This is a genomic window from Prochlorococcus sp. MIT2302 (assembly GCF_059772385.1).
In genome coordinates this window covers 481,798-503,739 of the sequence record NZ_CM186285.1, presented here as the reverse complement: position 1 = coordinate 503,739, position 21,942 = coordinate 481,798, and the positions used below count along the sequence as shown (strand labels likewise).

The 21,942-nt window shown below is 30.7% G+C and carries 30 protein-coding genes; 17 read left to right on the top strand and 13 right to left on the bottom strand.

The genetic code is table 11. The features are described from left to right. Positions 1-25 precede the first annotated feature (25 nt). A complete protein-coding gene (locus AC6EI2_RS03070) occupies positions 26-901 on the top strand; it encodes an ABC transporter substrate-binding protein (protein ID WP_498462944.1) in 876 nt (291 codons plus the stop codon). Positions 902-904: 3 nt separating this feature from the next. Here the strand turns inward: AC6EI2_RS03070 and AC6EI2_RS03065 are convergent, their stop codons facing one another. After that, positions 905-1,549: an energy transducer TonB gene (locus AC6EI2_RS03065; protein WP_498462943.1), complete on the bottom strand. Its 645-nt coding sequence runs from the start codon at positions 1,547-1,549 to the stop codon at positions 905-907. Between the two features lie 112 nt (positions 1,550-1,661). Here AC6EI2_RS03065 and AC6EI2_RS03060 point away from each other — a divergent pair, with 112 nt between their 5' ends. Together AC6EI2_RS03060 and AC6EI2_RS03055 are read left to right on the top strand one after the other, a co-directional pair. Then, positions 1,662-2,312, top strand: coding sequence for a MotA/TolQ/ExbB proton channel family protein (locus AC6EI2_RS03060; protein WP_498462942.1), 651 nt, complete (start codon positions 1,662-1,664; stop codon positions 2,310-2,312). A gap of 9 nt (positions 2,313-2,321) precedes the next feature. Further along, positions 2,322-2,729, top strand: a complete 408-nt coding sequence (locus AC6EI2_RS03055) for an ExbD/TolR family protein (RefSeq protein WP_498462941.1) — start codon at positions 2,322-2,324, stop codon at positions 2,727-2,729. Positions 2,730-2,833: 104 nt separating this feature from the next. On the opposite strand, the gene AC6EI2_RS03050 is transcribed toward AC6EI2_RS03055, so the two are convergent. The 3 genes from AC6EI2_RS03050 to AC6EI2_RS03040 all read right to left on the bottom strand — a co-directional run bounded on the left by AC6EI2_RS03050 (position 2,834) and on the right by AC6EI2_RS03040 (position 4,937). Then, complete coding sequence (locus AC6EI2_RS03050) at positions 2,834-3,181, bottom strand: hypothetical protein (RefSeq protein WP_498462940.1); 348 nt, start codon at positions 3,179-3,181, stop codon at positions 2,834-2,836. 703 nt (positions 3,182-3,884) lie between these two features. Continuing rightward, entirely contained in the window at positions 3,885-4,049 is a 165-nt protein-coding gene (locus AC6EI2_RS03045) for a hypothetical protein (protein WP_498462939.1), read from the bottom strand. 714 nt (positions 4,050-4,763) lie between these two features. Continuing rightward, a complete protein-coding gene (locus AC6EI2_RS03040; RefSeq protein WP_498462938.1) occupies positions 4,764-4,937 on the bottom strand; it encodes a hypothetical protein in 174 nt (57 codons plus the stop codon). Between the two features lie 754 nt (positions 4,938-5,691). On the opposite strand from AC6EI2_RS03040, the gene AC6EI2_RS03035 reads away from it, so the two are divergent. Both AC6EI2_RS03035 and AC6EI2_RS03030 read left to right on the top strand, forming a co-directional pair. Continuing rightward, positions 5,692-5,880 carry a PM-15 family protein gene (locus tag AC6EI2_RS03035; protein ID WP_498462937.1) on the top strand — a complete coding sequence of 63 codons (189 nt, stop codon included), beginning with the start codon at positions 5,692-5,694 and terminating at the stop codon, positions 5,878-5,880. Positions 5,881-6,348: 468 nt separating this feature from the next. Further along, positions 6,349-6,552, top strand: coding sequence for a hypothetical protein (locus AC6EI2_RS03030; protein WP_498462936.1), 204 nt, complete (start codon positions 6,349-6,351; stop codon positions 6,550-6,552). Between the two features lie 786 nt (positions 6,553-7,338). Here the strand turns inward: AC6EI2_RS03030 and AC6EI2_RS03025 are convergent. Beyond that, complete coding sequence (locus AC6EI2_RS03025; RefSeq protein ID WP_498462935.1) at positions 7,339-7,503, bottom strand: hypothetical protein; 165 nt, start codon at positions 7,501-7,503, stop codon at positions 7,339-7,341. A 300-nt stretch (positions 7,504-7,803) separates the two neighbouring features. On the opposite strand from AC6EI2_RS03025, the gene AC6EI2_RS03020 reads away from it, so the two are divergent. Further along, on the top strand, positions 7,804-8,025 hold the full coding sequence (locus AC6EI2_RS03020) for a DUF2839 domain-containing protein (RefSeq protein WP_498462934.1): 222 nt from the start codon (positions 7,804-7,806) through the stop codon (positions 8,023-8,025). Here AC6EI2_RS03020 and AC6EI2_RS03015 read toward each other — a convergent pair. Continuing rightward, the gene (locus AC6EI2_RS03015) at positions 8,015-8,188 is read right to left on the bottom strand and encodes a hypothetical protein (protein WP_498462933.1); all 174 of its coding nucleotides are present in this window, start codon (positions 8,186-8,188) and stop codon (positions 8,015-8,017) included. The two genes, AC6EI2_RS03020 and AC6EI2_RS03015, sit on opposite strands and share 11 nt — an antisense overlap. A gap of 688 nt (positions 8,189-8,876) precedes the next feature. On the opposite strand from AC6EI2_RS03015, the gene AC6EI2_RS03010 reads away from it, so the two are divergent. The 3 genes from AC6EI2_RS03010 (at position 8,877) to AC6EI2_RS03000 (ending at position 11,499) form a co-directional block, all read left to right on the top strand. After that, the gene (locus AC6EI2_RS03010; protein ID WP_498462932.1) at positions 8,877-9,038 is read left to right on the top strand and encodes a hypothetical protein; all 162 of its coding nucleotides are present in this window, start codon (positions 8,877-8,879) and stop codon (positions 9,036-9,038) included. A gap of 335 nt (positions 9,039-9,373) precedes the next feature. Beyond that, the gene (locus AC6EI2_RS03005; protein ID WP_498462931.1) at positions 9,374-9,805 is read left to right on the top strand and encodes a hypothetical protein; all 432 of its coding nucleotides are present in this window, start codon (positions 9,374-9,376) and stop codon (positions 9,803-9,805) included. Between the two features lie 1,154 nt (positions 9,806-10,959). After that, the gene (locus tag AC6EI2_RS03000; protein WP_498462930.1) at positions 10,960-11,499 is read left to right on the top strand and encodes a hypothetical protein; all 540 of its coding nucleotides are present in this window, start codon (positions 10,960-10,962) and stop codon (positions 11,497-11,499) included. Positions 11,500-11,722: 223 nt separating this feature from the next. Here the strand turns inward: AC6EI2_RS03000 and AC6EI2_RS02995 are convergent, their stop codons facing one another. Beyond that, positions 11,723-11,905 (bottom strand): hypothetical protein, encoded by a 183-nt coding sequence (locus AC6EI2_RS02995; RefSeq protein WP_498462929.1) that lies wholly within the window; start codon positions 11,903-11,905, stop codon positions 11,723-11,725. Between the two features lie 334 nt (positions 11,906-12,239). On the opposite strand from AC6EI2_RS02995, the gene AC6EI2_RS02990 reads away from it, so the two are divergent. Next, on the top strand, positions 12,240-12,476 hold the full coding sequence (locus AC6EI2_RS02990; RefSeq protein WP_498462928.1) for a hypothetical protein: 237 nt from the start codon (positions 12,240-12,242) through the stop codon (positions 12,474-12,476). Positions 12,477-12,929: 453 nt separating this feature from the next. Here AC6EI2_RS02990 and nei read toward each other — a convergent pair whose 3' ends face one another. The 4 genes from nei to AC6EI2_RS02970 form a co-directional block, all read right to left on the bottom strand. Next, positions 12,930-13,790, bottom strand: a complete 861-nt coding sequence (gene nei, locus AC6EI2_RS02985) for an endonuclease VIII (protein ID WP_498462927.1) — start codon at positions 13,788-13,790, stop codon at positions 12,930-12,932. A gap of 186 nt (positions 13,791-13,976) precedes the next feature. Next, the gene (locus tag AC6EI2_RS02980) at positions 13,977-14,390 is read right to left on the bottom strand and encodes a hypothetical protein (RefSeq protein WP_498462926.1); all 414 of its coding nucleotides are present in this window, start codon (positions 14,388-14,390) and stop codon (positions 13,977-13,979) included. A gap of 394 nt (positions 14,391-14,784) precedes the next feature. Continuing rightward, positions 14,785-14,994: a hypothetical protein gene (locus tag AC6EI2_RS02975; RefSeq protein WP_498462925.1), complete on the bottom strand. Its 210-nt coding sequence runs from the start codon at positions 14,992-14,994 to the stop codon at positions 14,785-14,787. A gap of 160 nt (positions 14,995-15,154) precedes the next feature. Then, the gene (locus tag AC6EI2_RS02970; protein WP_498462924.1) at positions 15,155-15,379 is read right to left on the bottom strand and encodes a hypothetical protein; all 225 of its coding nucleotides are present in this window, start codon (positions 15,377-15,379) and stop codon (positions 15,155-15,157) included. Positions 15,380-16,101: 722 nt separating this feature from the next. Between AC6EI2_RS02970 and AC6EI2_RS02965 the strand changes: the two genes are divergently transcribed. From AC6EI2_RS02965 to AC6EI2_RS02945, 5 genes are all read left to right on the top strand, one after another. Beyond that, positions 16,102-16,383 (top strand): cytochrome oxidase, encoded by a 282-nt coding sequence (locus tag AC6EI2_RS02965; RefSeq protein WP_498462923.1) that lies wholly within the window; start codon positions 16,102-16,104, stop codon positions 16,381-16,383. Between the two features lie 791 nt (positions 16,384-17,174). Continuing rightward, positions 17,175-17,378, top strand: coding sequence for a hypothetical protein (locus tag AC6EI2_RS02960; protein ID WP_498462922.1), 204 nt, complete (start codon positions 17,175-17,177; stop codon positions 17,376-17,378). A 334-nt stretch (positions 17,379-17,712) separates the two neighbouring features. Beyond that, positions 17,713-17,988 carry a hypothetical protein gene (locus AC6EI2_RS02955; protein WP_498462921.1) on the top strand — a complete coding sequence of 92 codons (276 nt, stop codon included), beginning with the start codon at positions 17,713-17,715 and terminating at the stop codon, positions 17,986-17,988. A 137-nt stretch (positions 17,989-18,125) separates the two neighbouring features. Beyond that, a complete protein-coding gene (locus AC6EI2_RS02950) occupies positions 18,126-18,350 on the top strand; it encodes a hypothetical protein (protein WP_498462920.1) in 225 nt (74 codons plus the stop codon). A 306-nt stretch (positions 18,351-18,656) separates the two neighbouring features. After that, a complete protein-coding gene (locus AC6EI2_RS02945) occupies positions 18,657-18,968 on the top strand; it encodes a hypothetical protein (RefSeq protein WP_498462919.1) in 312 nt (103 codons plus the stop codon). 25 nt (positions 18,969-18,993) lie between these two features. Here AC6EI2_RS02945 and AC6EI2_RS02940 read toward each other — a convergent pair whose 3' ends face one another. Further along, positions 18,994-19,158, bottom strand: a complete 165-nt coding sequence (locus AC6EI2_RS02940) for a hypothetical protein (protein WP_498462918.1) — start codon at positions 19,156-19,158, stop codon at positions 18,994-18,996. A gap of 140 nt (positions 19,159-19,298) precedes the next feature. Between AC6EI2_RS02940 and AC6EI2_RS02935 the strand changes: the two genes are divergently transcribed. Then, the gene (locus AC6EI2_RS02935) at positions 19,299-19,538 is read left to right on the top strand and encodes a hypothetical protein (protein WP_498462917.1); all 240 of its coding nucleotides are present in this window, start codon (positions 19,299-19,301) and stop codon (positions 19,536-19,538) included. Between the two features lie 575 nt (positions 19,539-20,113). Here AC6EI2_RS02935 and AC6EI2_RS02930 read toward each other — a convergent pair. Then, the gene (locus AC6EI2_RS02930; protein ID WP_498462916.1) at positions 20,114-20,287 is read right to left on the bottom strand and encodes a hypothetical protein; all 174 of its coding nucleotides are present in this window, start codon (positions 20,285-20,287) and stop codon (positions 20,114-20,116) included. A 464-nt stretch (positions 20,288-20,751) separates the two neighbouring features. On the opposite strand from AC6EI2_RS02930, the gene AC6EI2_RS02925 reads away from it, so the two are divergent. After that, the gene (locus tag AC6EI2_RS02925) at positions 20,752-21,306 is read left to right on the top strand and encodes a hypothetical protein (RefSeq protein ID WP_498462915.1); all 555 of its coding nucleotides are present in this window, start codon (positions 20,752-20,754) and stop codon (positions 21,304-21,306) included. Positions 21,307-21,942 lie beyond the last annotated feature (636 nt).

Genomic DNA, 21,942 nt, shown 5'->3' with positions numbered 1-21,942 from the left:
TATTAACTAAAACTAGAGTAATACTATGAGATTTTTTAAAATATTTAAAGTTTTTCCTTTTTTTTTATTTCTCCTTTTATTTGGCAGTGGATGTTCCAATCAAGTAAAAATAAATTCTATTCCCTTAAAAAAAGAAAATCGTCTTGAAAAATATTCAAGAGTTGTAGCACTTACTTCTCTAACTGCGGATTTAGTCAATCAATTATCACCAGAAAGTTTAGTCGCAATTCCGGGTAGTAGCTTATTTAAGAATAAAGAAGAATTTTCAAACAAAATAATAGTTACACAGGGTAGAAATCCACCTAATCTAGAAAAAATAATTTCCTTACAACCAGACTTGGTTTTAGGTGCTAGGGGCTTTCATGATAGGGCTTTATCTCAAATAAATAGTTTAGGTATACAAACTATATCTACTGAGATAAATAATTTAGATGATTTGAATCTTTTAATTGAAAAGATAAGTAACTATTTAGTTGTTGATAAACTTTCTTTAGGTTCTCTAGCTCCCTACTGTATTAAATCTTCTAATGATGTTTCATCAGATTCAACAATAGTATTAGTGAGTAGTTCTCCATTGCTGTCCCCAAATAAAAATAGTTGGGCAGGAGCTCTTTTAGATGAATTTGGTATTAATAATCTGGTTAGAGATATACAATCCAAAAGTGCTTTTGATGGATATGTGACTTTATCTCCAGAAGTTTTGGTTGATAGAAATCCTGATAACATCATACTTGTAGATACAGGTAATGATATGAAAAAATTATTTCTAACTAAATCATATACTTCTAGTTTGAAAGCAGTAAACAACGATAATATATATACATTTAATTATTATGGATTAATTAACCCAGGCAGTATTGAAAGTATTAACAATACCTGTGATAAATTGTTGAATTTATAATTATTATTTTATTTTATGCTCATATTTTATACTAATAATACTTTTCTCAGAGATTGGTTGAAATGTGGATTTCATTGCTGCTGAAATTGATGCATTATCAATAGCTTTATGACCACTAGTATTTATAATTCTCGCATTTATTACTATTCCATTCGTATCTATTGTCACTTTTACAGTCGTAATTCCCTCTAAACCTTTTCTAATTGATTTCTGAGAATATATTGGTTCTACACATTTCTTGCATATAATTGTTTTCCTCCCTTTTCCTTTAAGCGTTCCTTTTTGAATTTCGTTGCTTTTACTATTTGATCTATTTCCACTTATTGATGATTTATGCAACTTAGATGATCTTGTAATTTTTTGGTTAAACCTTTCATTATTATTCTCTTCGCTTTGGACATTTTTATTCTTTATAATTGGACTAAGAGGAATTTCTTTGTTCGAATTATTTAGTTTATTTAATTTGTCTAATTTATTAGCTTTTTCTATCTTTCTTTGATCTTTTTGTTTTCGGGCTTTGACCAAATTATTTTTATTGATAGATTCACCAGGCCCAGCAATTAATTTAATTTCTGTAAATTCAATAGGTTTTTTTGTTGTTCCTAATGACTCATGTGACTTGATTGAAAATAATAACAGAGAATGCAAAAATATTGAAGATATAATTGCTAAATAAGATTTATATTTTAGAATAAAAAGTCTAATCACTCTTCTAATATATTCTCATCAATTTTGTATACATACTATAATTCTATAATTCATGTATACTTTAAAAGTTTATAAATTAATTAATATGTTCTTTCTCTTCGAAACTGGTGGATTTGTTATGTGGCCATTATTAATTTGTTCATTATTGAGTCTTTATTGTGCCGTAGAGAGAATAATTTTTTGGCGCAATATAAGATGGCATAATAATAATACGAAAGAAAATATAATTAAATATTATTTAAATTCACCTACATCTTTTTCAGATCTATTATCTAATGACGAAGAATATCCTTTGTTTTCTATTTTAGTAAAAGCACTTAAGTTCGATAAGTGTTCTGATGAAAATTTTCATTTTGCATTGTCTAGTGCACTACAATCAGAGATTCCTTCACTAAAAAGACACAATAATATTTTTTCAACAGTAATTACCATTTCCCCTCTACTTGGTCTATTGGGTACTGTGTTAGGTCTAATAGAATCTTTCTCATTGATTACCATTGGTAAGACTGGCGCAAATAATATTGAAGTTACTGGGGGCATCAGTGAAGCACTTATTTCTACCGCAGCTGGTTTGATTGTCGCAATAATTTCCCTCATATTTGCGAATTATTTTAAAATTGAATTTCAAAGGGAACTACCTCTTATAAAAGAATTTCTAGTAAAGTTTGAAATTGCTAGAACTAACAAATATAATTCAATTTAGTTTATGAATATGAACTTTATTGAGGAAAATGAACCTGATATAGATAATCAGGGAATAAATATTGTTCCAATGATTGATGTTATATTTGCAATTCTAACTTTCTTTATTATTTCTAGTCTTGATTTAATTAGAATTGATAATATACCTGTCAATTTACCTAAGGCAAGTTCATCAGAAAAAGTTGAAAAGGAACCATTTATCCTAACTATTGATAGTGAAAATAATGTTTTTATAGGTAATAAACTTATAACTTCTGCTAACATCATTGATTCAATTAATGAACTTATTTCAGGCACATCTAAGAATATTTTAGTTATTTCGGCAGATAAAGATGTTTCATATGGCAAGGTCGTTGAGGTTCTTGATCAGATACGTTCTATAGATAACTTAAGTATTGGAATTTCTACCGAAAAATGACCTCATTTGAAATTATTTTCTATATTTCTTTTTTCGCTATCTAATTTTTTCTTTATTGAGTTTAGATTTTTCTTAATATAGATATTAGCTAAAAAATCAGAGATTTATTCAACTGCTTGTTGAAAAAACTCATTTAATTCTTTTTCTTCATCTTTAGTAATTAGGCAATTTTCTCTTATTTGATTAATTAAGGGTTGGTACATATCATTTGTAAAAATTTCTTCACTTTCTAGACCTATATATTTAAAGTATGAATATTTAAGAGTTTTCTCATTATCTAATCCATCAAAAAAGTGGTCGGCTTTGGCACTACAAAACCTATCTGCATATCTATTTGCAATTGTTATTTGTGATTTATTTAATCTAAATTCTGCTTCATCAGCATTAACTTTGGATGAAAGAGCAATAGAAATAAGTAAAAATTTTACTGCATAGCTGAATAATTTATTCATACCAAATCATTTAACTTCTTTTTAAATAACATTAGGAGTTTGTGTAATTAATTGCAACTTTTCTTTTGTATTAGCTTAGAAACTTCGATCTCAGCCATAACACCTGAATAATTAATGACTACGAAAATAGTTTTCGTAGATATCAAGAAAAGTTGTATTAAAATGTTTACATTTATGACATTGGGTAAAATAATAGATCTGGAATAAAGTAATTAAACAAATGATATTTTTACCAGTGATAGGCATATATATTGTTGCTACAACTGGTACTGATCTAAGCCACTTAGTTTGAAATATTTTGAATAGTGAGTTCATATTTATTTATACGATTATAGATAAACCAAGATGATTAGAGGCTATTAGCAATGCAGGTAGATTCCCTAAAACTAAAACTTTTAAAGCGCTTGATTCACAACTATTAGTTGTCATAAAAAATGATTAAAACTAGGTCCTTTCCGTTTTTACCGTGGATTCAGGGGGTGAGCTATCCGTGGAATAATTTTTCTCATACATCAAATTGTCTTTTTTAGCATGAAGTGTTCGGCAAAAGCACTAGATATGTCTTTCGTTCAAAATAGTAATAGACCAGAAAGTGTGTAGTAAAGTTGTTACTTATTAGCTAAAATCTTTTGTGTTCGCTATTACTTCCACCACTGTTAGATCGATTCTGTGATCAGTAGGCATATCAGAGTCAATAGCTATATTAATTTAATTCCTGATCTCCCATGGCAAATTTTTTGATGCTCTCATACCACCCATACGCCTCTAGTTGTTTTTCAAGTAACCCAGTATGAACCTCTTTACCCAGTGGGGTAGGTGTTTCTAAACCTTCTTTCACGTAAATAGCCAATCCTTGTTTTAAATGCACGTTAGTGGAGCATTAATGTTTTTTACCAGCAAATCATATAAATGTCTTTACTCTTAGTATTTAATCAAATGTTCTTTATAGGATTGTGGTTTTGTATTATTCGGAAGACCTCATTCCTCGGGCAATAAATAGTCAAATATTTAAGACTAATTAATACTAATTTAATCTTATGGTATTGATTTTTAATTGTAACTTATTCTTATCAGTTACGGCTGGGAGCAATCACGTGAACTCGAATTGCTTTTCCTGAGCACAAAATCGAGGTGATCCAAAATGGACTAGACGAATATGTCTTCTTATTAGTATTCCTTGTTGCCATCGCTTTAATTAGAACTTGCAAAGTGCTGAACCATTTAAAGGTACAAAGCAACTCTTCTAGTTGCCTTTATTACGTTCTTAAAGGCAAGGTGATATTTGATACGCCAGTTCGAACCTTTAGCACGATAATTTTTATTTTGCATATTCACACCTTTGAACTACTCACGGTTGATTTAGTTTTGCTTGAATCTGTATTAGCAATGTTGACTCAATTTAAATTTAACGCTGGATTATCCTATAAAGCTTTCTAAGGTTTAAATTCTTTGAATTTTTCAAGAAAAACCTTTCTATCCTACTTTTAATTAATGTCTACCTCACCAATCTTTCTGCTACCTTACGAATTTTATATTTGTTCTTTAATTCCTTGAATCACCAACACCCGTTTAAGAAAAAAATCTACATAGGTCTGCCCGCTATTAAGCTGTGAAAAGTAGGATTTAATTTATAGAGAAGGAAAACAACTAAAAAAAGAACATTTAAACCAGTAAAGACCCCAAACTGAATCCAAAAGAATCTCCTGCTCACATCAGGGTTGTCAAATCCTCCATCAACACGAAATGTTTTTGCCATTTTAAAAAAGTATTTATTTACATATAGGCAACCTTTTAATTGTTGTCAGTTAGACATTATAAATAGTTGAAATTCCTCTATCTTTAATCATTTTCAATAGCTAATAAGACTAAATTTAGAGTCAATAGATTAGGTCAAAAGTAATGAGCGAGCTTTTATAAATTAATCTATTGGTTTGATTGCTGATTGCAAAATTAAGCAAAATACCCTTTTTTTATATAGAAGTCGGGTATTTGATAATTGTGAAAGGCGTGATGTTAATTCTTATGCACGTCAAAACAGAACTGTTATTCCGAGATAACTTATGCATAAAGTGGGAAGTCCCATGTTACTAGCAATAATAACGGAGAGGAATCGAATGATCAGTGCAGCATAATTTAAGCCAAAAATGAGACTCTTTTATCAATTTTCATTTAGGGATAGAGAGTTATACAAAAAAGATCTGAAAAATTATCGATTAAATCTTGCCATTACATGTCTAAAAAAAAGACTCAAGGGATTCTGCACTATGGGTCTTGGTGATGGGGAATTTTGTTTTTACCCTTTTTTTCAAAAGAAGTAAACCACCATATTTAGGACCTCTTGATAAAGTTTTGTTAAATAAATCTGTATATGGTGTTATAAAGATTTGATATTTCTTGAGTCCTTCCTAACGTTTTTTTGACTGGGTGATGGGTCTCAGTCTTTGGTATACAACTTTTCAAGCATCGGTATTCAAATTGAGGCTTGACTTTTATTCTTTGGATCAATTTTTATGAATCTTGGATTGCTTTTTCTTAAATCCATTTCAACTGGAGTTATTACTTCAGATGAGATGAGTTGGGTGACATCAAATCAACCTCACTTTTCACGAGTTGAGGAAGCTACAGCTTTGAAACTTGGTAGACTATTAGATAGAGGCTTAATTCAAATTGGTTGTCGTATTGGTCGTAATTACGATTAATTAGTAGGTTAGAAACGAATTAAAAATCCTGACTATCATTTGAATCAATGTTTTGTGATTATGGTCTATCAGCAAATTTTTGAGGTTTTAATAATGGTGATAATTAACTTCGTATGATCAGATCACATCAAATTAGAGAACTAATTGAATTAAGATTTTTTTTTTCTATCTTTTCCTAGATCAATTACTTGTATCTCCTCTTTTAGTCCATCACTTCGATTATTAACTAATTTGACTTATCCTTTACAACTCTCTTCCAAATTCTTATGTAAGCCTCGATATTTTTAACTTAAAAAACGATTATTCAGCTAATAAAACATGTTTTGATGATTCTGATTTTGCAAAGTATTTTATTTCTGTGGACTTTTATGCCTTCTGATACCTGTTAGTAATCCCTGATTTTTTATGTAACGCTGAATAGCATTTCTCTCTCAGACCACTAGGTTTAGTGCGCTTTGTGAATTACGAATGCCCATTGCACTACATTCGTTGTCGGTTTACGAAGAAATCGTCGCTCATGCAAACTTAAATATGATGACCAAACTTACTGACTACGTAACATCGTCTGGTTTTTCTGATTGTTTTGGAGCGAAAGAGAGAAGCGATGCTTTTCTCAGAGCTTGGATTTCTGCTACTGAAGCCACTCTTGTAGAACGTAAAGAAAGCAAGTGACTTCCATTACATTAGTAGTCGTTTTTTTAACCACTTATCAAACTTGTCAATAAAGGATCGCAGTGTTTTAAGTTGAAGTGTTTTCTCTTGACTTGTAATAAGAAGTTCTTATTCTTAACTCATAAGTAGCATTTTTTTATAGATGACCATTGCGACTTCATACAGCTATAGCTATAGAAATATTTTTGATCTAAAGACTTTATTAAAAGCAGTAAGATTTATCATAGTTAATTTTATTTTGGCCTTTATCATTTTCTTCCTTATTATTGAAGAATTTGAATGGAAAATATTTTCATCTAGAGGAGGAATTAAAGATAAGGTCATTGATTTTACATCATGGAATGTCAAAACATTAATTTGTTAACTTATTAGTTGAGTTGGAGGAGAAGTTTCTAGATTATTTTAGGAAATTCTCAAATTGTTAGTATTTGCTTGCGATTTGCAATTAATTTATATTTCATCATCTACTTATTTAAAGATGTTGAAAAATATTTAAACCGAAACAGAGGTTACTGATTGCCTTTCAATTTGAATGATGATTTATGACTTTTTATTCCCTATCCAGTCTTCAGGCTTTTTCATCATCCAATTCATGATTCCGTCACTGTCCATATTCCTTGAGCTTAAGCCAAAGGCAACGATAAATAAAATACTAAATGAAATTATTATGGTGAGTAAAATAGGGTTTATTCCCATTTCAGAAAGAGTAAGACTAAAAAGATATTGCATGATGTGTAAGTGAAAATTCTTGTATCTAAATTTTAAAACCTCAAGGTGTTCGACTGATTATCCATGCCATAAAAGCTCAGATAATTCATTTTTTTCCATTGAGATGAACTGTTGAAACATTGTTTCTTCGTACAACCTTCTAAGCTCCTTCTCATTTGCTTTATATGCCATAGCCTTTGCTAAATTTCTCGCTATCTCTTGATGATTAAGATCCTGTCCCATTTGTTCATAAATTTATTTATTCCTTTCTAGAATTAATTATTTGTTTTACTTCAAAAGTATTCACATAATGTATTTAGCATGTATCAAATTTTCTAATTAAATGAATTTGTGGCTCTAAGCATCCATATGATTCATCTTTGGATACGGGAGAAATTGGTTCGGTTCATGCTACCTCATATTCTTTTGGGTCTACTTTTTCAGTCATGCGCAATGAATTAATTTTTTATTAAACCGTCTAAATCTTTTTAAGCCTAAGACCAAGTCCGATTTATGTTTAGAGTATTATGTAATCTTTTTTTTATGGGAGAAGCTAAAAGAAGAAAAGAATTGGGACTCCCTCCAAGAGAGAAAAAAGTTGAGTTAAAGTTGCCTATGCTTGATAAAGAAAATATTCAAAAAAAAGTTAGGTCTTTTTTGTATAAGAATCCAATTGTTCCATTTGTTTTTTATGGCCTTGTACTTGGTGCTTTTGGTTGGGGGCTATTTAATCTCGTTAAAGGTTATCAATTAATTAAGTCTTAGAACACTCTCTAGTAATCACACATTTTTGGGGTTCAATTGTCTCGCAATACCACTCACTATTTGGCCATAAAAAACTACCAGTAATCAGAGTTCCAGGCTGACTAAGAAAAAATGGATTCCAATCAGATGCAAAATCATCTCCATCGTTCAATAAGTTGAACATGCCCGTAACACTTTCAGAGGGAGAAAAGTAACCTAAGCAAGAGTCTAGATGCTAGTCCATACATGAATGCTCGTCTTCAGAAAAGACCATTACCTAATAATAGTTGTAAATCCTCTCGTCTTCTTCTTATTCTTGTTATTCAATAAACGTTCTTTTCCGTATTAATTACTTGAAAGTGTCTGGGCTGTAGGTATAACTAGCACAACTTGAAAAGTTTTATGGCTTTCATTTCTCGTTTGATTAACAAAAGGATCTCTAACTTAATTAGTAAATTTAATATTTCAACTAAAGTTGTTGAGCAGTCTGCTAACGACTACCCACTTGATGGTATGGGTGATCACCATAGGTTCTTGCTTTAAGAAATCACCATAGTTTGCAGATTCGAGGTTGAGTTTGACGTTAAGGCAAGATTCTCTTCAGTCGGTGCAACTGTTCTCTAAGTCTATAAAAATCCAATCGTAAAATTTATATGATTGGTTTATGAAATATAACTGGAAAGATCTTCAGTAGATGGTGCGATTTTGGCTGTTTTCTTGGTGCGTTGGCTATCGTCATTGGATAATTAGCTGCAACCTTTAGCAAATTTCTTCCTTTTCTTAAATAAGAATGGATATCAACTATCACTTTCTTATTGATATTGTTCTTGTATTAGGGGCCCTATCTTTTGTCTTAAATACAAGGGAAGAAAATGATTCAAATCATCGCATCCTCCACACAATCTAACCTTCTTATCTATGTTGGTGGAGGTGGTTTCATTTTATTAGGAAGTTTTTTCTTTGGTCGATTAGTCATGTTCTTTTTCCCTAAAAACCCATTGATCAGAAACGGGAAAAAAGAAAAAGTTGAATGAATCTTAAATTCTATAAGTTAATACTTGTGATTATGTTTTTATTGGCGAAAATGAGATTGCTAAATTTCTCCTCATTTGGTTGAGAAGGAAGTGAACAAGATTCTCCCCACCTTTTCATGTCGCAAACGTTTTTTCAGGCAAAATCAATTTTGTTCATGGTCAGCAAGTGAAACAAATTTTGTCTAAACGTGAATCGCGGCTAAAAATAATGTTTGAACCTCTCCTTAATAAATGCCCCTAAATAAACCTATTCCTGATTCTGTGATTAATTATTGGAAAAATGTAATCAATAATTTAAGGTCGAAATTCAGTGATCCTAAAAAAGCCAACTAGTTATGGATCCAATACAAGTCTTAGGCCAAAATGATCTTAGGAGAGAGGTTCAAGTTAAAGATGAAAATACGGCAGGTCAGTTGTTAGTTAAAAATACACATTCTAAAGAACGTTATGTAAGAGGATTGTCTAAGAATGCGAAAAAACATTACATCAATAGGAAAGATTGTCCTGTTAAAAATCATTTTCTTGGCTTACCAAAGTGGAGCAGAGAGGATGCTGTAAAAGCTTTTGATACTTATCTGTGGTCACTACATCAAAAAGATGCAATAGAAAAACCTCTCAAGGATTGGTTTAATGCCAGAGTAAAGGAGTTAATGGCTGGACATAATTTAGATCTAATTGATGATATTGATTTCGTAAAAGGTAATAATGATTCTCATGGTTTTACTTTGAAAAATTATATTGAATATTTAGCTAAGGAAATCCATTGAATTAAGCACGTCAAAGCTTTTAGAGAATTAATACTTGTATGAGATCAATTCTTAGAGTCGTAACTGCTACTTGCAAGGCATAAGAAGTAAAAATTTATGATGAATAATTTGGGTTACACAGTTGTTTCCCGTTCGATTTTTTATTTATATCAATGAAAAATAACTGGAAAGAGACTAAAAGGAGTTGCTTTATGGCTAATTATTTTTGGAAGGCTTTCTTTGCTATTTTTTTCGCGATTACATTGAAGTTAAAGAGACTCTGATTCATAAGTTTAACTAATTATTGAAAACCCCACCTCGAAACTGTCACGTGTCTGAGTATTTGTCCCTAATTTTGTTGTATCTTTCCACATTCACCTGCGAGTACAAGGTCAAATGGCTCAACGAATCAACGTTGCATTAAATTCAATCCCATCCGGATGCAGAGATCTAGTTGAATTTGCTTTCTTCTGCGGAGTTGGTTTTACTTTTGGTAGTTTAGGTCTTATCTGATCTCAATCCAAAAGTAAATATTTGAAACTTAAATAAAAAATGCTTATGTAAGAGTTGGAATGTGCAATATTTCTGAATTTTTTTCGTTTTAAATCTTCGAGCTTTACCAAATCTATAGAAAAAATTTTCCCTTAACCCCAGCTTGTACGAACCTCAGTCAAACCAGATATTCTACTAAACCGTAATAAACCTAATCACAAGACTTTTTTAGAAAGCAAATCCCTAAAGAACAGTGACTCTGAGAACTTATAGAAAAACTGCCCCAAAATCCCACACTGTGTAACCCTCCAGCATTACTTTTCTTGGCTAGTTCATTCCAAGTTGTCTCTTCAGTAATGGTTTAGAAAAATGTAAATGAATCCTTTTAATCCGATTATTCAGCATTTTGATGAATTTTAAGAAATAAACTGTTCAATAAATCAGCCGATATACAAGTTTTACTTTAAATTTCGCTTAACTAAAGCCACCACGTGAATTCTTTTTTCTGCTTGGTTTTTTCATTATTTCAATTTAAGTTAAGGAATTTAACAACCATGGATTAGATGGTCTTGTTAGTAATTGGATGCAATACCTTTAAATGACTTTTTTCTTTCAGCCGTAGATACTTTTTGTATAAATTAGATTAAAATCTTTGAATCTAATGGAAGAAGAGTTGCATCCATATGACAGAACTAATTGAAGTGCTTGGACAATTTGATGTCAGGAGAGGTAATGTCTCTACTAAAAGTGAAACGGGACAAACTGGTCCGATCTCAATTGATAAAGTGAGAATAACTAATACATTTGGCGGAGATCAATTAAATGCTGCTTTAGATGCAGTAAATAATAAAAAAACATATGTCAGAGGATATGAGAATCAAGCTAAAAAGTTCTATATAAGTAGAAAAGACTGTCCAGTAAGAAATTTTTGTGAGGACTTGGCAGGGCCAAATAAAAGAGCAGAAGCAATACAAATGTTTGATGCATTGTTCTGGGCTTCATGGATTGCTTGTAATGAGATGCCAGTGCAAGCAAGGAAATGGCTCGATGCGAGAGTGAAAGATTATAAAGATGGGATCAAGATGGATTTCATATGTGATTGTCGAAAATTTAGAGGTAATGATGCTGATAAGACTCAGGCAAGCGAGATGACTAGGGCAGAATATCCTTTCGATTGTCATGGTTATACTCTTAAGAAATACATTGAAGAACAAGCGAAGTAAATAAACAATATTTTTTATAATTCAATTGCCTTTTAATGACTCAAAATTTTAGTTTCAATTCTTGTCTTAATTTAAATAATCAACTAAATAAATACATTTATCTTCAAATTAATTATATTTCCTCATAACTTTTTCAAGTATTTTGTAGCATTTGAACTCAGGTCTTAATACTCACAACATGATCATTCAGGGAAATCTCCCATTCTGCCTTTAAGTCAATGCACTAAGAAAACCACATTCCACCATCCTTGCTTGCTTCTAAGAAACACTTGTTTTGTTCCTTAATACCCTCAATCAAATTTTCTGACTTGTGCAACTCAATTTTTTGATTGTTTAGATGTTTTGCTTTTATTGGCCACAGCCTTGATAGCAATGATCTTGTTCTTGCCCTAGCAAATGAAACCATCGATCAATAGTCCTAGTGATTAGTAGAAGCTAATTGGCTTCCTATGATTTTTATAGCCTCAAAAAAGAGATTACCCATTATATTTGTTATGAGATAAAGATCAGCATGGACGGAGATCTAACTGATGGTGTGAATTTTCCCATTTATTTTTACTCATATGTTTCTTCTTGTAGCCTTTGCTTTTTTAAAGTAACTTTGCTTAGAGCAAGAGGATGAGTTGAGAAAGATCAGCTAGAAAGGGTTAATGAAATTCTTTTTACCGATTTACCAAGATCTTAATGATTACTTTGCTGTAAGGACTAAGACCATATCCCGTATAGCTATAGCGGACATTATGGATAACAGTATGCTTATTAGATGGTATAGCAAAATCTTTGATAGCTATCTACTCGTAAAAGACTTGAAAGGTTTTGGGTATTTTGAATCTGATTACTCACATGGATATGTACAAGCTACCTTTAGATTTAACAAGCTTGCATTGGAGGTCATACGCTTTCAATTAGAACTTCGTGGACTGAATAGAAGAAACACCAGAGAGATTTCTATCATTGAAGATTCAATGAAAAATTAATTAAACAATCCAAAGCAATGTATTTCAGACAGCAGGTATAAGTACATTAGAAAGGGATAAAGCTAAAGAGTTCGAAAAAAGAAATAACTACAAATATAAAGTTAATCTTCTTAATCTTTTTGAACAAGTAATCAACTTGAAGTTCAAAAGATTGTTTCTACTGGAAATAAATAAGGTAGGGATAACAGCCCAAAGTTACTAGGTAATGATACAGGCTTCTTTTTAGAAATAAATAACACTCAAAAAGGTTGGCTAGATAAACAGTGTTAACTAATAAATTGCAAGTATGAAGGTATGTTATGGTACAACCTTTGCATTATTTAAAAGAGACGATCTAAAAAATTCTAACTTTTTTAAGTCAATCGATAATTAAATACATCTCTTTTTTATGCGTTTATCAAATCATGTTGTCTTATATTTACTATTGTTATCCAGATTCAAATTTAATAATTTTTATTGTGAAGATTTAATTGTACCCCTTTTAATTTGACAACTTGGGCAATAATCAAGTTTCCTTTTTCCATACCATTTTCTCTCTATAACCCTCTTGCAATTTAAACATTCATATTTGTGTCTCATGAATACAGCATGTCTGTAAGATCTTCTTGGCTCTCCATTAGCTTTGTTTATATCTGCCAATGATTTTGAGACTGTAAATCCTCCTGTTCTATAAGCTAAACGTGAGATGTTTTTGATTGATTTGGCCCATTGGTAAATTCTCGTTTTATCAAGGTCAATTGGTCTATCGTCTGGATGTATCTTTGCATCGAATAAGATTTCTGAGCGAAGATAGTTCCCTATACCAGCGAAAACTTCCTGATCAAGCATCAAAGTTGAGGCTTTCTTTTTCTGGAATCTTTTCGACATTAACCTTTTTTCAATTATCTCAGAACTACAAGATTCATTTAGGACATCGGGCCCGATTTTCTTTAAGAAAGGATGTTCATCTTCTTGAGATGTTGGTATTAAATCAATATCTGTTGCTGACCACAATCTGACAGTATGTTTATTTGTTTTGAAAACTACTCTCAGTGCTCTTCTTGAGGTGATTTTTGTCGTATTTAAATTGACTGTCCACCTTCCATATAGTTGATTATGACTATACATTGACCAATCATTCTTAAATCGGATTAGCATTGCCTTCCCTATATTTGTTATGTCTTTGATGTTTGTGTTTTTGACTATTTCCTCGTATTTTTTTATACGTTCGTAGTAAAAATTGCTTTCAATAATTTCTTTGCCAACTAAAACTTTTCTAATCCTATCTGCAGCGCGTCTAATCTCTGGTCCTTCAGGCATATAAAGTTCCATCATAGTTTCTATTCAATTAAAATGTGTCCTGAAGAAGTTCATGCAAATACCACAAATAATCTTCTCTTTTAAAATTACTAGCTTTTTTAACTTCACTCATATTGAGTTTTCCCTTCGATAGCTAGCTAGTTCTTAATGTAAATTATTTGATTAATATCAACGTAAATATGAGGTTCTTTTTTTTTGATTTCAACCTTTCAACCAGAGTACGAGCTTACCTCCTTGGCTCCTTGCTGAAAGCCATTCACCATTTTCTTCTAATGCAATTAGAGCGAAAACTGACTTCTCTTCCGCTATAGGTTCTCCAAGAGATTTTCTCAACAAAACATTTAAACCCAAATTGAGTTCAATTACGTTAGAAAAATATAGTAATTTAGGTTGTTCTCCATTTAAAAAACCAGATCCTGAAAACGTAATTGTCAAGATTCCAAATTCAATAGATGTGATAATAGAAAATTTATATAAATCCTCGCTTGAGGTTTCCTTTTTGAACTCTATATTTGGAGAGAATTGTCTAATCAGTGAACTGAACAGAGAATCTTTTTCCTCCTTCTCTTTTTTCCATATTGATACAAACTTCCAGTTTCCAATTAGCGAATTCAATCCAATTCCACTTCCTTGAGCTTTTGCATTTTTTTCAGTTTTACAAGATTTTCTTTGTCTGGGAGTTTAATTGAAGTCTGTCTCAATGATTCTTCTTTGTTTGAATTTTTTCGAGGGCTGATATTTTTTTTATCTCTTTAAAGCAAAAACAAAAGTGGTATTGCTGCAATTAATAATACTGAGTCTATTAACAGGAAATTAGTTTATTCATAGAATTGAGTTTTAAATAAGATCATCTGTAGCAGTTATTCCATAATTAACCTGTAATGGCCTTTATATATATTTAGATAAATATGATCATATAGTCAACATTGATTAAAAATATTCCTATTTTTCTCTTCTACTACTTGAAAGTTTAAAAATGGAAAAAGGATCTTTAAATGAGCTAAATAAATTATTTTTTTTCAATTCTTCCTCCTTCAAATTTCTTATAAAGCACATAGCCAATAAGGAGTAGAACTATCAAAAACAAATTCTGGTTAAGAATTCCAATAATTAGATAGGCAAATACAGGAATCAATAAGAATCTTTTAGCTGAAAGTTTCTCTTCATGGCTTAAATCATTCCATTCTAGATATCTTCTCCATTGGAAAACTCTTTTCATTTCTCTTTGCTTTCGCTCTTGCTCCTTAAAATACCTGTAAAATAAAAGCCTGAGATCATCTAAGAGTTTCATAACCACACAATTCAGTTTTTTTAATCCAATTTATTAAATAGAATAGAAGTAATTTAAAATAATGAGTGATTATTTTGATTTTGGCATTCTAAATGTTCTTTTGCATACTGAGTTTTTCCCAAATATTCATAGATTCTTTTATTAAATCAGTGGCATCTTCATCACTGAGATAGGTATGCAAATCTCTCATAAGCTTTACATACCTAAGTCTTAGTTCTCCCATTTTTATCTCTCGATCGATATCGTTAAGAGAAACTTTATTATTGTAGGGTGAGGTTGAGAAATTTTGAGTTAAGTTTTGAAGACTACTCATTGATAAACTTTTAATTGAATTGTTTGCGAGAAAATGAAAGGATGTTATTTAAAAATCCTTAACCTGTCTAGTTGGAAAAAATCCAACATTTTTTTATTCTGACTTGCCTTCTTTATTAATGCGATTAGGGTTTGTTCGGTTTTAGGAACTTTTTTTATCATTGAATTTAATCTCAACGTTTAGTTGTATAAATGTAATAAGACTTCTTATGTTCTTAATTTTCTTTTAAGTCACTAATGACAAAATGACATATGTATTTTGACTCTCTTCATTTACCCACAAAAGATATTGTTTGATTCAGTTTATAAATTCATGTGAGAGATCTTACTTAGCCTCAAGAAAAAATTAGGTGTTAAGACGCACTTGTTTGTTGTCGCTAATGACGCATTAATTAACTTATTATTTATTTTGTACTATGACATCACGAGTATTAGATGATTTTATTGATGATTGTTTCCTTAGTGGAGATGATATTTGCAAATTTAAAATCTATAGATCTAGGAAGTATGAAAACAGAGTCAACCCAATTGCATCTCAATTAATTGCTACTAAGCAAAAGAGCAGTTTAACCAAGCCCCCAGTAAAACCTGATTAAAATTCAAACTCTCTATTTTTTCTCGTTACGCTTAATCATCACAACAGTTTTGATCATTAGTTGCATTAAATTGATTATCGTAAGAATTATATGTAAAATAAAACTTATGGTATGTAAATTTTAAACAATGCCATCAAAGAAAAAGCCAGTTCAAGTTCCATGGGATTTAAATGTTGGAGACGATAATTATCTAAAAGAACCTTGGATCCTTAAGAAAGGAAAGGAATTTATCACTATTGAGACTAATAATAATAATAAAGGAAATTTTTATCTTCAAAAAGATAATGAAAAACGTCTATCCTTAAGTGCTTTACAAGCTAAATTGACATATCATCAACTTATTGAATTTGGCTATAAGCTTCAAAAACCAAAGAAAAAGAGACCAAAGTCTCAATCGATTGCTGAGTAATCGATCTAGATACTTTCTTTTTTGTTCAGTGATAAATTGCCAATACTCAACCAGATTATTTAGAAATCGTAATTACTTATAATGAACACTTATTAAAGTGTCTTCTCTTCAGTTGATAATTCATATAGCTAGCTTTTACTGAGATTAAATCTATGAAAGATTAGAATGAATAGTTCAAAAGTCATAATTACCAATCAAAATGTCATTGATAAACAATTCTCTTTTGAATATGAAGTTGGTTTATCATCTTACGACTTGGCCTTGATTTCAATCAATAAACTCACCAACAAAAGAACATTTTCTATTAATAACACTCGCATAACTACCTATTTAATCTAGTTTAAAGCTATTACGTCTATTATGTGACCGCTATTACTCTAAACATATAATATATTTAGAGCTATATTTTTTTGACTCTCAAATTTAAATATTATACGATTTAAAATGGGTTTTTAATTTTCTTTTGATAACTCCTCATAAATTAACAATATGAAGATTTTCATAACGCCTTTCTGAGGATTTCAGTTTAGTAAATTGGGAAATAATGGTTCATCTGCCGTAGTCAGAAGCATCTTAAGTGTCGTTTGTATGTAATTATGGACAATATACTCATGTGTTTATAGAAGTAATAAATGCTGAGGTAAGTAAGCTGTGGTCATAATACTCCAGCATTAAGACGGATTTACAATTAGCGGCTACTTCTAGTAGATCTTTTATTGAAGTAAAACTAAAACAGTTTAAACTAATGTTCTTTATCTAGTATCCCTATCTAAATATCAATGGTCATAACTATGAAAAATCAAATTTCATCAACTCCAGGTAATCAAAATGATGATTTAAGAAAAAGGCATCAAGCTGAGATGCAGAGAAAATTTATTGATCTTCAATTTAAGAGAAGTGAATTGGAAAAAAAGTTGAAACGAGTTAATGAAATTCTTTTTTCTTTGGGTAGAGAAATGGAGCAAAATTTAGCATATGACCATCTTTACAAATGACTATTAATATCAAGATAAATAACCAATAGTTTTATTTGTTTTATACAGCTGGCATAATTTTCAAACAAAACACTTTCATAATCAAAATAATGGTGACCGCGTTAAAGTAATAACGTCATTGTTTAAGAAAAGATAATTTATGTATATTTACTATAAGATGTAGATGTTTTTTCTTGTCTGTCGACTCTAATATGAAATACATATATGTAAACTATAAATAATGATAAAGCATAACAATTATATAAAACAGCTATTATCGTTTAGCTTTGCGGTTGTTTCAATAGTCCTCTTTTTTCCTTTTATCCTTTCAGGTCAGGAGATTAAATGGGTAGAAGTGTCTAGGACAAATAATGAAGTAATATTTATAGAGCTTAGTTCAATTAATTATGATAATAGAGGCTTTCTTTCAGTTATAACAAAACAATCTGAAGTTGACCCTGAAGATCAACAAATTGTTAATACTGATTCTTATTTAATGGCTATTGATTGTGAAAAAAGATTATATAGCCAACTTCCTGTAACAGGAGACATTAAGCAAGTAAAGGAATGGAAATCCCCATTAAATGATAAGTTAATCAAGAAAACTATTATTAATAGTTGTTCTTACTAATTACTTTTAAATAAAAATACAATAATTATATTTTTTTAACTCTAGATACTCTATGACAAAGTTTTAACAAGACAATAAGTTTTAAAAAATATAATAATTTTTACTAAGGAAAGAATCATTGATCACGATACTCTTATATGCTCTTTTTAATTGAAAGAGAATTTATGCTGACTGGTTTATTTTCTACTGCATTCCCATGGCTATGGCTTGCTGGGGCTGATTTTGGGATTAATCATTTCACTACTGATCTAATACTTGTTGTCTCATTTGCAGTTTTGACCGCCCTCCCCATGTCTTTCTTAAGACCAACAATAAAAAAGTGGGAACAAGCTGGTGTAAAGAGCTCTCTTTTTAAAAAGTAGACTATAAAACTTGAAAGCTAATTTCAATATTGGCGCTAGCCCCTTCTTTTGGAGATTCTTACGGATTGAATTATTGTAAATTTTAGATTTAATAAAAATACTTATATAGCTTTAAGGTTATGATTGATTTTTTAAGAAAAAAGATATCAAAAATAAAGAACAGGTTTGATGTCCAGAAAGTACCAATTATGTTGCAGAAAGATTTGGAAACAATAACTTATTTGAACAAGATTTAAAACGAAAAGATGAAGTCTAAGCCAAACTTATCACTAAGCAAGTAGGGTGGATTTAATTAAGGCTTCCATTATGAATTCCACTGCTGCACCAACAGTAAATAAGAATGAACTGATTGCATCTGGATTAGTTGAATCAGCAAGCGTAAATTCATTTGCTGATTTCATGCCATCAAAACTCATTAAAAAAGAAGATATTACTGAAAAAGATGATTTTATAAATACTTTTATTTGCCATTTAATTTTTTATGCCTTCTTTTGCATTTCCCTTGTTTTGCACATAGTCATTGATCTAGGTCTTGGTCCTTTGATTAAAAAGAATATTGTTTATTTGATTGAGTTGATAAAGAATTATTTTGTTGAGAAAAGTCCTGCTTTCGCTTAATCAACAACAACCAAGTAATAAAGAATTATGCACGACAGTTAATTCGGGGATTGTTCTTAACTTTTTGACTTACAATTTGATGCCATATAAGATTTGCCTCTTTTGCTAAATCTATATATTCATTTCTACCTTCAGCATTCTTCATCTTCAATAAAGTAAATGCGTACCTATATGTTAGTTTTTTGGTCATAGCCATTATTTCGAGGGATAAAATGATCCCTCAAATATGCGTAATAGATTGTATTTAATGTCACATCATGAACTTTTTCAGTCATAAGCCTAGTTATAGCTTTTGTTAAGTATGTAGATAATTTATTTTATCTTAAAGATATGAGAAATTTTGCATTAGAAACGCCATTATTGAAGTGGATGAAATTTTACATAAATATGGGAGAGGCTAAAAGGAGAAAAGAACAGGGGTTGCCTCCTAAGACAATAAAAAAAGAAAAGAAGGACGATAGTCCTAATATCATTCAAAAGCTTCGTAGGAATCAAATATTGCCAGTCATTCTAGCTGTCGGGTTTGTGATTTTTTTGATTGTTGATTTGGTTAGGTATTACAACCAATAAAAACTGAATTAAATTTAATTTAAAAAGGGTTTGCTTATGACTGATAAAGTTAATAAAAGTTTTTCTGGATGAAAACTTTTAAAGTTGATCATCTAACAAGCAAATTTCCGTTCTATTAAAATCAAAATATAGACTCTATTTCTTATGGGAGATAAGAAGAAAAAGAAGAAATGCAAAAAGAAGAAATGTTCTTCTTGGAAGGGCGGTAAATGTATTTGTCATGGTTAATAAAAACAAACAAGTAAACCTTATTACTAGTTGATACCAAGTGCTCCTTTTTAAATCTTACAAAGAGTTATGTATCTCACGCTTAGCCCCAGCCAGAAAAAACTACATCAGAGGAACTAAGCTTTTATTTTATTTTCGTCGGCGCAATAATGTTCAATCTAAAAATAATGACTTCATCTAAAAGCCGATGAAATTGATTTGATTGAAATATCATGAGGTATTTCATTGCTGATACAAAAATCATACACAAGGAAATTTATTCGCTTTCCCAATGCTTTCTTGCTTAAATGGCTACTAACCAGAAAAAAATACTCACAAAAGATTTGCAGGGGGTTATAGCCCCCTTTTTATTGTTTTTTCAACATAGTCGTAAAAGCATCACCTTCAACAAAAATCTTTTTTCTATTGATACCTGCTGGTAATGCAAAGATTAGTACTACACAAAGGAAAATAATTAAATCCAATGGAAATCTTCCAATACCCCACTCTGAGAAGGCTAAAGCTAATGTTGTAATCTGCATTTTTTTTATTTTGGGCAGCCAAAATCTATATGAGATTATTATATTTGTAATATTGTCTTAGCAAAAATTATTGAGGTGTTTTAGAGCTTTTGCAGCTAATTAGACTCTTTCCCACTGAAATAGATTTCAACTTACACGCAAGTTTATGAAGTCTGTGTGATAGTTAACCTCTCAAATAAGTGCGACGTATGTACTTTAAAGCCAGAATGTAAAAAACAGGATTGTATCTAAACCAATTTGTTGGGATTTTTCTTTAACATTGTATAGGTTCCATCTTCAATTTCTTTGCAATAATGAACGAATAAATAATTATGACTTGTTCGTGCTAAACCCTATAGTTATATAGCGAGATACACTTAAAAATACTACTTTGATATTTCTCTGATTATTTTTTGTCGAATGAATAACTTTAGGTAATATCAAAAAGAATCTAAAAAACATCGTGACTTCGACTCACGTCTTATATGTCAAAATTGTTAATTACACCTTTACTAATAGTAGGATTGTTTTCTCCAGTTGCTACAAGAGCTGAAGTTTATAATGCTCTTTGTGATATTACTCAATCCTCCCCTAATGACGACGACGAAAGTATTGAGGTTTCTAATTGTCAAATAACTCTTACAGAGGAGGGGTTCTCAGGACCAAATGATTTTATCCCTAAACATAATATTTCTCAGTGGTATTCGGTTCGACAAGAAGATAATCTTCTTCTTGGTGTTGCTGGTGCTGCTGGCGGTACATATACAGGAGCATTTGTGGGTTTTGCAATATGTGGTGCAAGTGCTGGGATTCTGTGTGTTCCGGCTCTGCTTGGAGGCGTATATGGAGGAGGACGCTTGGGCTCTCAAGTAGGCAAAGGAAACAATTTCTTATTCTCAGTTGTTGGTCAAAACTCCAATGGAAGAACGGTTGCTCATAGTTTTAGATTGCTTAGTAGAAAAACCTCTAAAAAACTTAAAAAGGAATTATCTCAAATCAGTGGTCTTAAAATGGGCCAAGTCAAAATCATTAAAAATTAAAAGTATCTATCTTGCACAATGAATGTGTAGAGGAAATGGTATCAAACCCCTCTAAAGCTATAAATGATTTAATGTGTATGAGGTCAATCTATTATTCATTCAACTTTGAAACTCATGAGTAAGAGAGAGAAAAGAAAAGCTAATCCTCTTAAAGTTCAAAAAGTTCTTGAGCAAAAAACTGAAAAAGACAACACTCTAATTTTTGGTGGAGTTTTTTTGTCAATGACTTCTATAGGACTTTTGATTTTTGTACTTAGCGATAAGGTGTTTCACTTAAGTTGATACGATAGCGTTTATTAATAATTACTTCTTCGATGAAAACTTTTATCTATTTTTATCAGTACATTTTTTTCAGGGATTTTTTAAGCCTGAACTGCTTTTGATATTAGTTGGTTAATTAAGAAAACATACCGAACCATGTAAACCGAATGTCAATAGGTCACGATTTTGTCTATTTCTTTAGATGATTGTGTAGTCCTATTTTTGAATTAGAATGACATACTTCAAGAGAATTCTTCTACAAGAAGTATTAGAAGAAGACATTTTCTTTAATTATGAACAATATTCAAACCTATTAGAAGATTCTGAGTGGTTATGAAAACGACGGAATTACTTTTGATATTTTTTTCACTGTCA

Coding starts and splice junctions, on each gene's coding strand:
- AC6EI2_RS03050 (WP_498462940.1), bottom strand. CDS start 3,181: ATGAATAAATTATTCAGCTATGCAGTAAAATTTTTACTTATTTCTATT.
- AC6EI2_RS03020 (WP_498462934.1), top strand. CDS start 7,804: ATGGGAGAAGCTAAAAGAAGAAAAGAATTGGGACTCCCTCCAAGAGAG.
- AC6EI2_RS02970 (WP_498462924.1), bottom strand. CDS start 15,379: ATGAGTAGTCTTCAAAACTTAACTCAAAATTTCTCAACCTCACCCTAC.
- AC6EI2_RS03035 (WP_498462937.1), top strand. CDS start 5,692: ATGAATCTTGGATTGCTTTTTCTTAAATCCATTTCAACTGGAGTTATT.
- AC6EI2_RS02940 (WP_498462918.1), bottom strand. CDS start 19,158: ATGACCAAAAAACTAACATATAGGTACGCATTTACTTTATTGAAGATG.
- AC6EI2_RS03015 (WP_498462933.1), bottom strand. CDS start 8,188: ATGTTCAACTTATTGAACGATGGAGATGATTTTGCATCTGATTGGAAT.
- AC6EI2_RS02965 (WP_498462923.1), top strand. CDS start 16,102: ATGCCATCAAAGAAAAAGCCAGTTCAAGTTCCATGGGATTTAAATGTT.
- AC6EI2_RS03030 (WP_498462936.1), top strand. CDS start 6,349: ATGCCCATTGCACTACATTCGTTGTCGGTTTACGAAGAAATCGTCGCT.
- nei (WP_498462927.1), bottom strand. CDS start 13,790: ATGATGGAACTTTATATGCCTGAAGGACCAGAGATTAGACGCGCTGCA.
- AC6EI2_RS03010 (WP_498462932.1), top strand. CDS start 8,877: ATGATTCAAATCATCGCATCCTCCACACAATCTAACCTTCTTATCTAT.
- AC6EI2_RS03040 (WP_498462938.1), bottom strand. CDS start 4,937: ATGGCAAAAACATTTCGTGTTGATGGAGGATTTGACAACCCTGATGTG.
- AC6EI2_RS02975 (WP_498462925.1), bottom strand. CDS start 14,994: ATGAAAAGAGTTTTCCAATGGAGAAGATATCTAGAATGGAATGATTTA.
- AC6EI2_RS03060 (WP_498462942.1), top strand. CDS start 1,662: ATGTATACTTTAAAAGTTTATAAATTAATTAATATGTTCTTTCTCTTC.
- AC6EI2_RS03000 (WP_498462930.1), top strand. CDS start 10,960: ATGACAGAACTAATTGAAGTGCTTGGACAATTTGATGTCAGGAGAGGT.
- AC6EI2_RS02990 (WP_498462928.1), top strand. CDS start 12,240: ATGGATAACAGTATGCTTATTAGATGGTATAGCAAAATCTTTGATAGC.
- AC6EI2_RS03025 (WP_498462935.1), bottom strand. CDS start 7,503: ATGGGACAGGATCTTAATCATCAAGAGATAGCGAGAAATTTAGCAAAG.
- AC6EI2_RS02935 (WP_498462917.1), top strand. CDS start 19,299: ATGAGAAATTTTGCATTAGAAACGCCATTATTGAAGTGGATGAAATTT.
- AC6EI2_RS03005 (WP_498462931.1), top strand. CDS start 9,374: ATGGATCCAATACAAGTCTTAGGCCAAAATGATCTTAGGAGAGAGGTT.
- AC6EI2_RS02925 (WP_498462915.1), top strand. CDS start 20,752: ATGTCAAAATTGTTAATTACACCTTTACTAATAGTAGGATTGTTTTCT.
- AC6EI2_RS02950 (WP_498462920.1), top strand. CDS start 18,126: ATGCTCTTTTTAATTGAAAGAGAATTTATGCTGACTGGTTTATTTTCT.
- AC6EI2_RS02995 (WP_498462929.1), bottom strand. CDS start 11,905: ATGGTTTCATTTGCTAGGGCAAGAACAAGATCATTGCTATCAAGGCTG.
- AC6EI2_RS03055 (WP_498462941.1), top strand. CDS start 2,322: ATGAACTTTATTGAGGAAAATGAACCTGATATAGATAATCAGGGAATA.
- AC6EI2_RS02945 (WP_498462919.1), top strand. CDS start 18,657: ATGAATTCCACTGCTGCACCAACAGTAAATAAGAATGAACTGATTGCA.
- AC6EI2_RS02930 (WP_498462916.1), bottom strand. CDS start 20,287: ATGCAGATTACAACATTAGCTTTAGCCTTCTCAGAGTGGGGTATTGGA.
- AC6EI2_RS02960 (WP_498462922.1), top strand. CDS start 17,175: ATGAAAAATCAAATTTCATCAACTCCAGGTAATCAAAATGATGATTTA.
- AC6EI2_RS03070 (WP_498462944.1), top strand. CDS start 26: ATGAGATTTTTTAAAATATTTAAAGTTTTTCCTTTTTTTTTATTTCTC.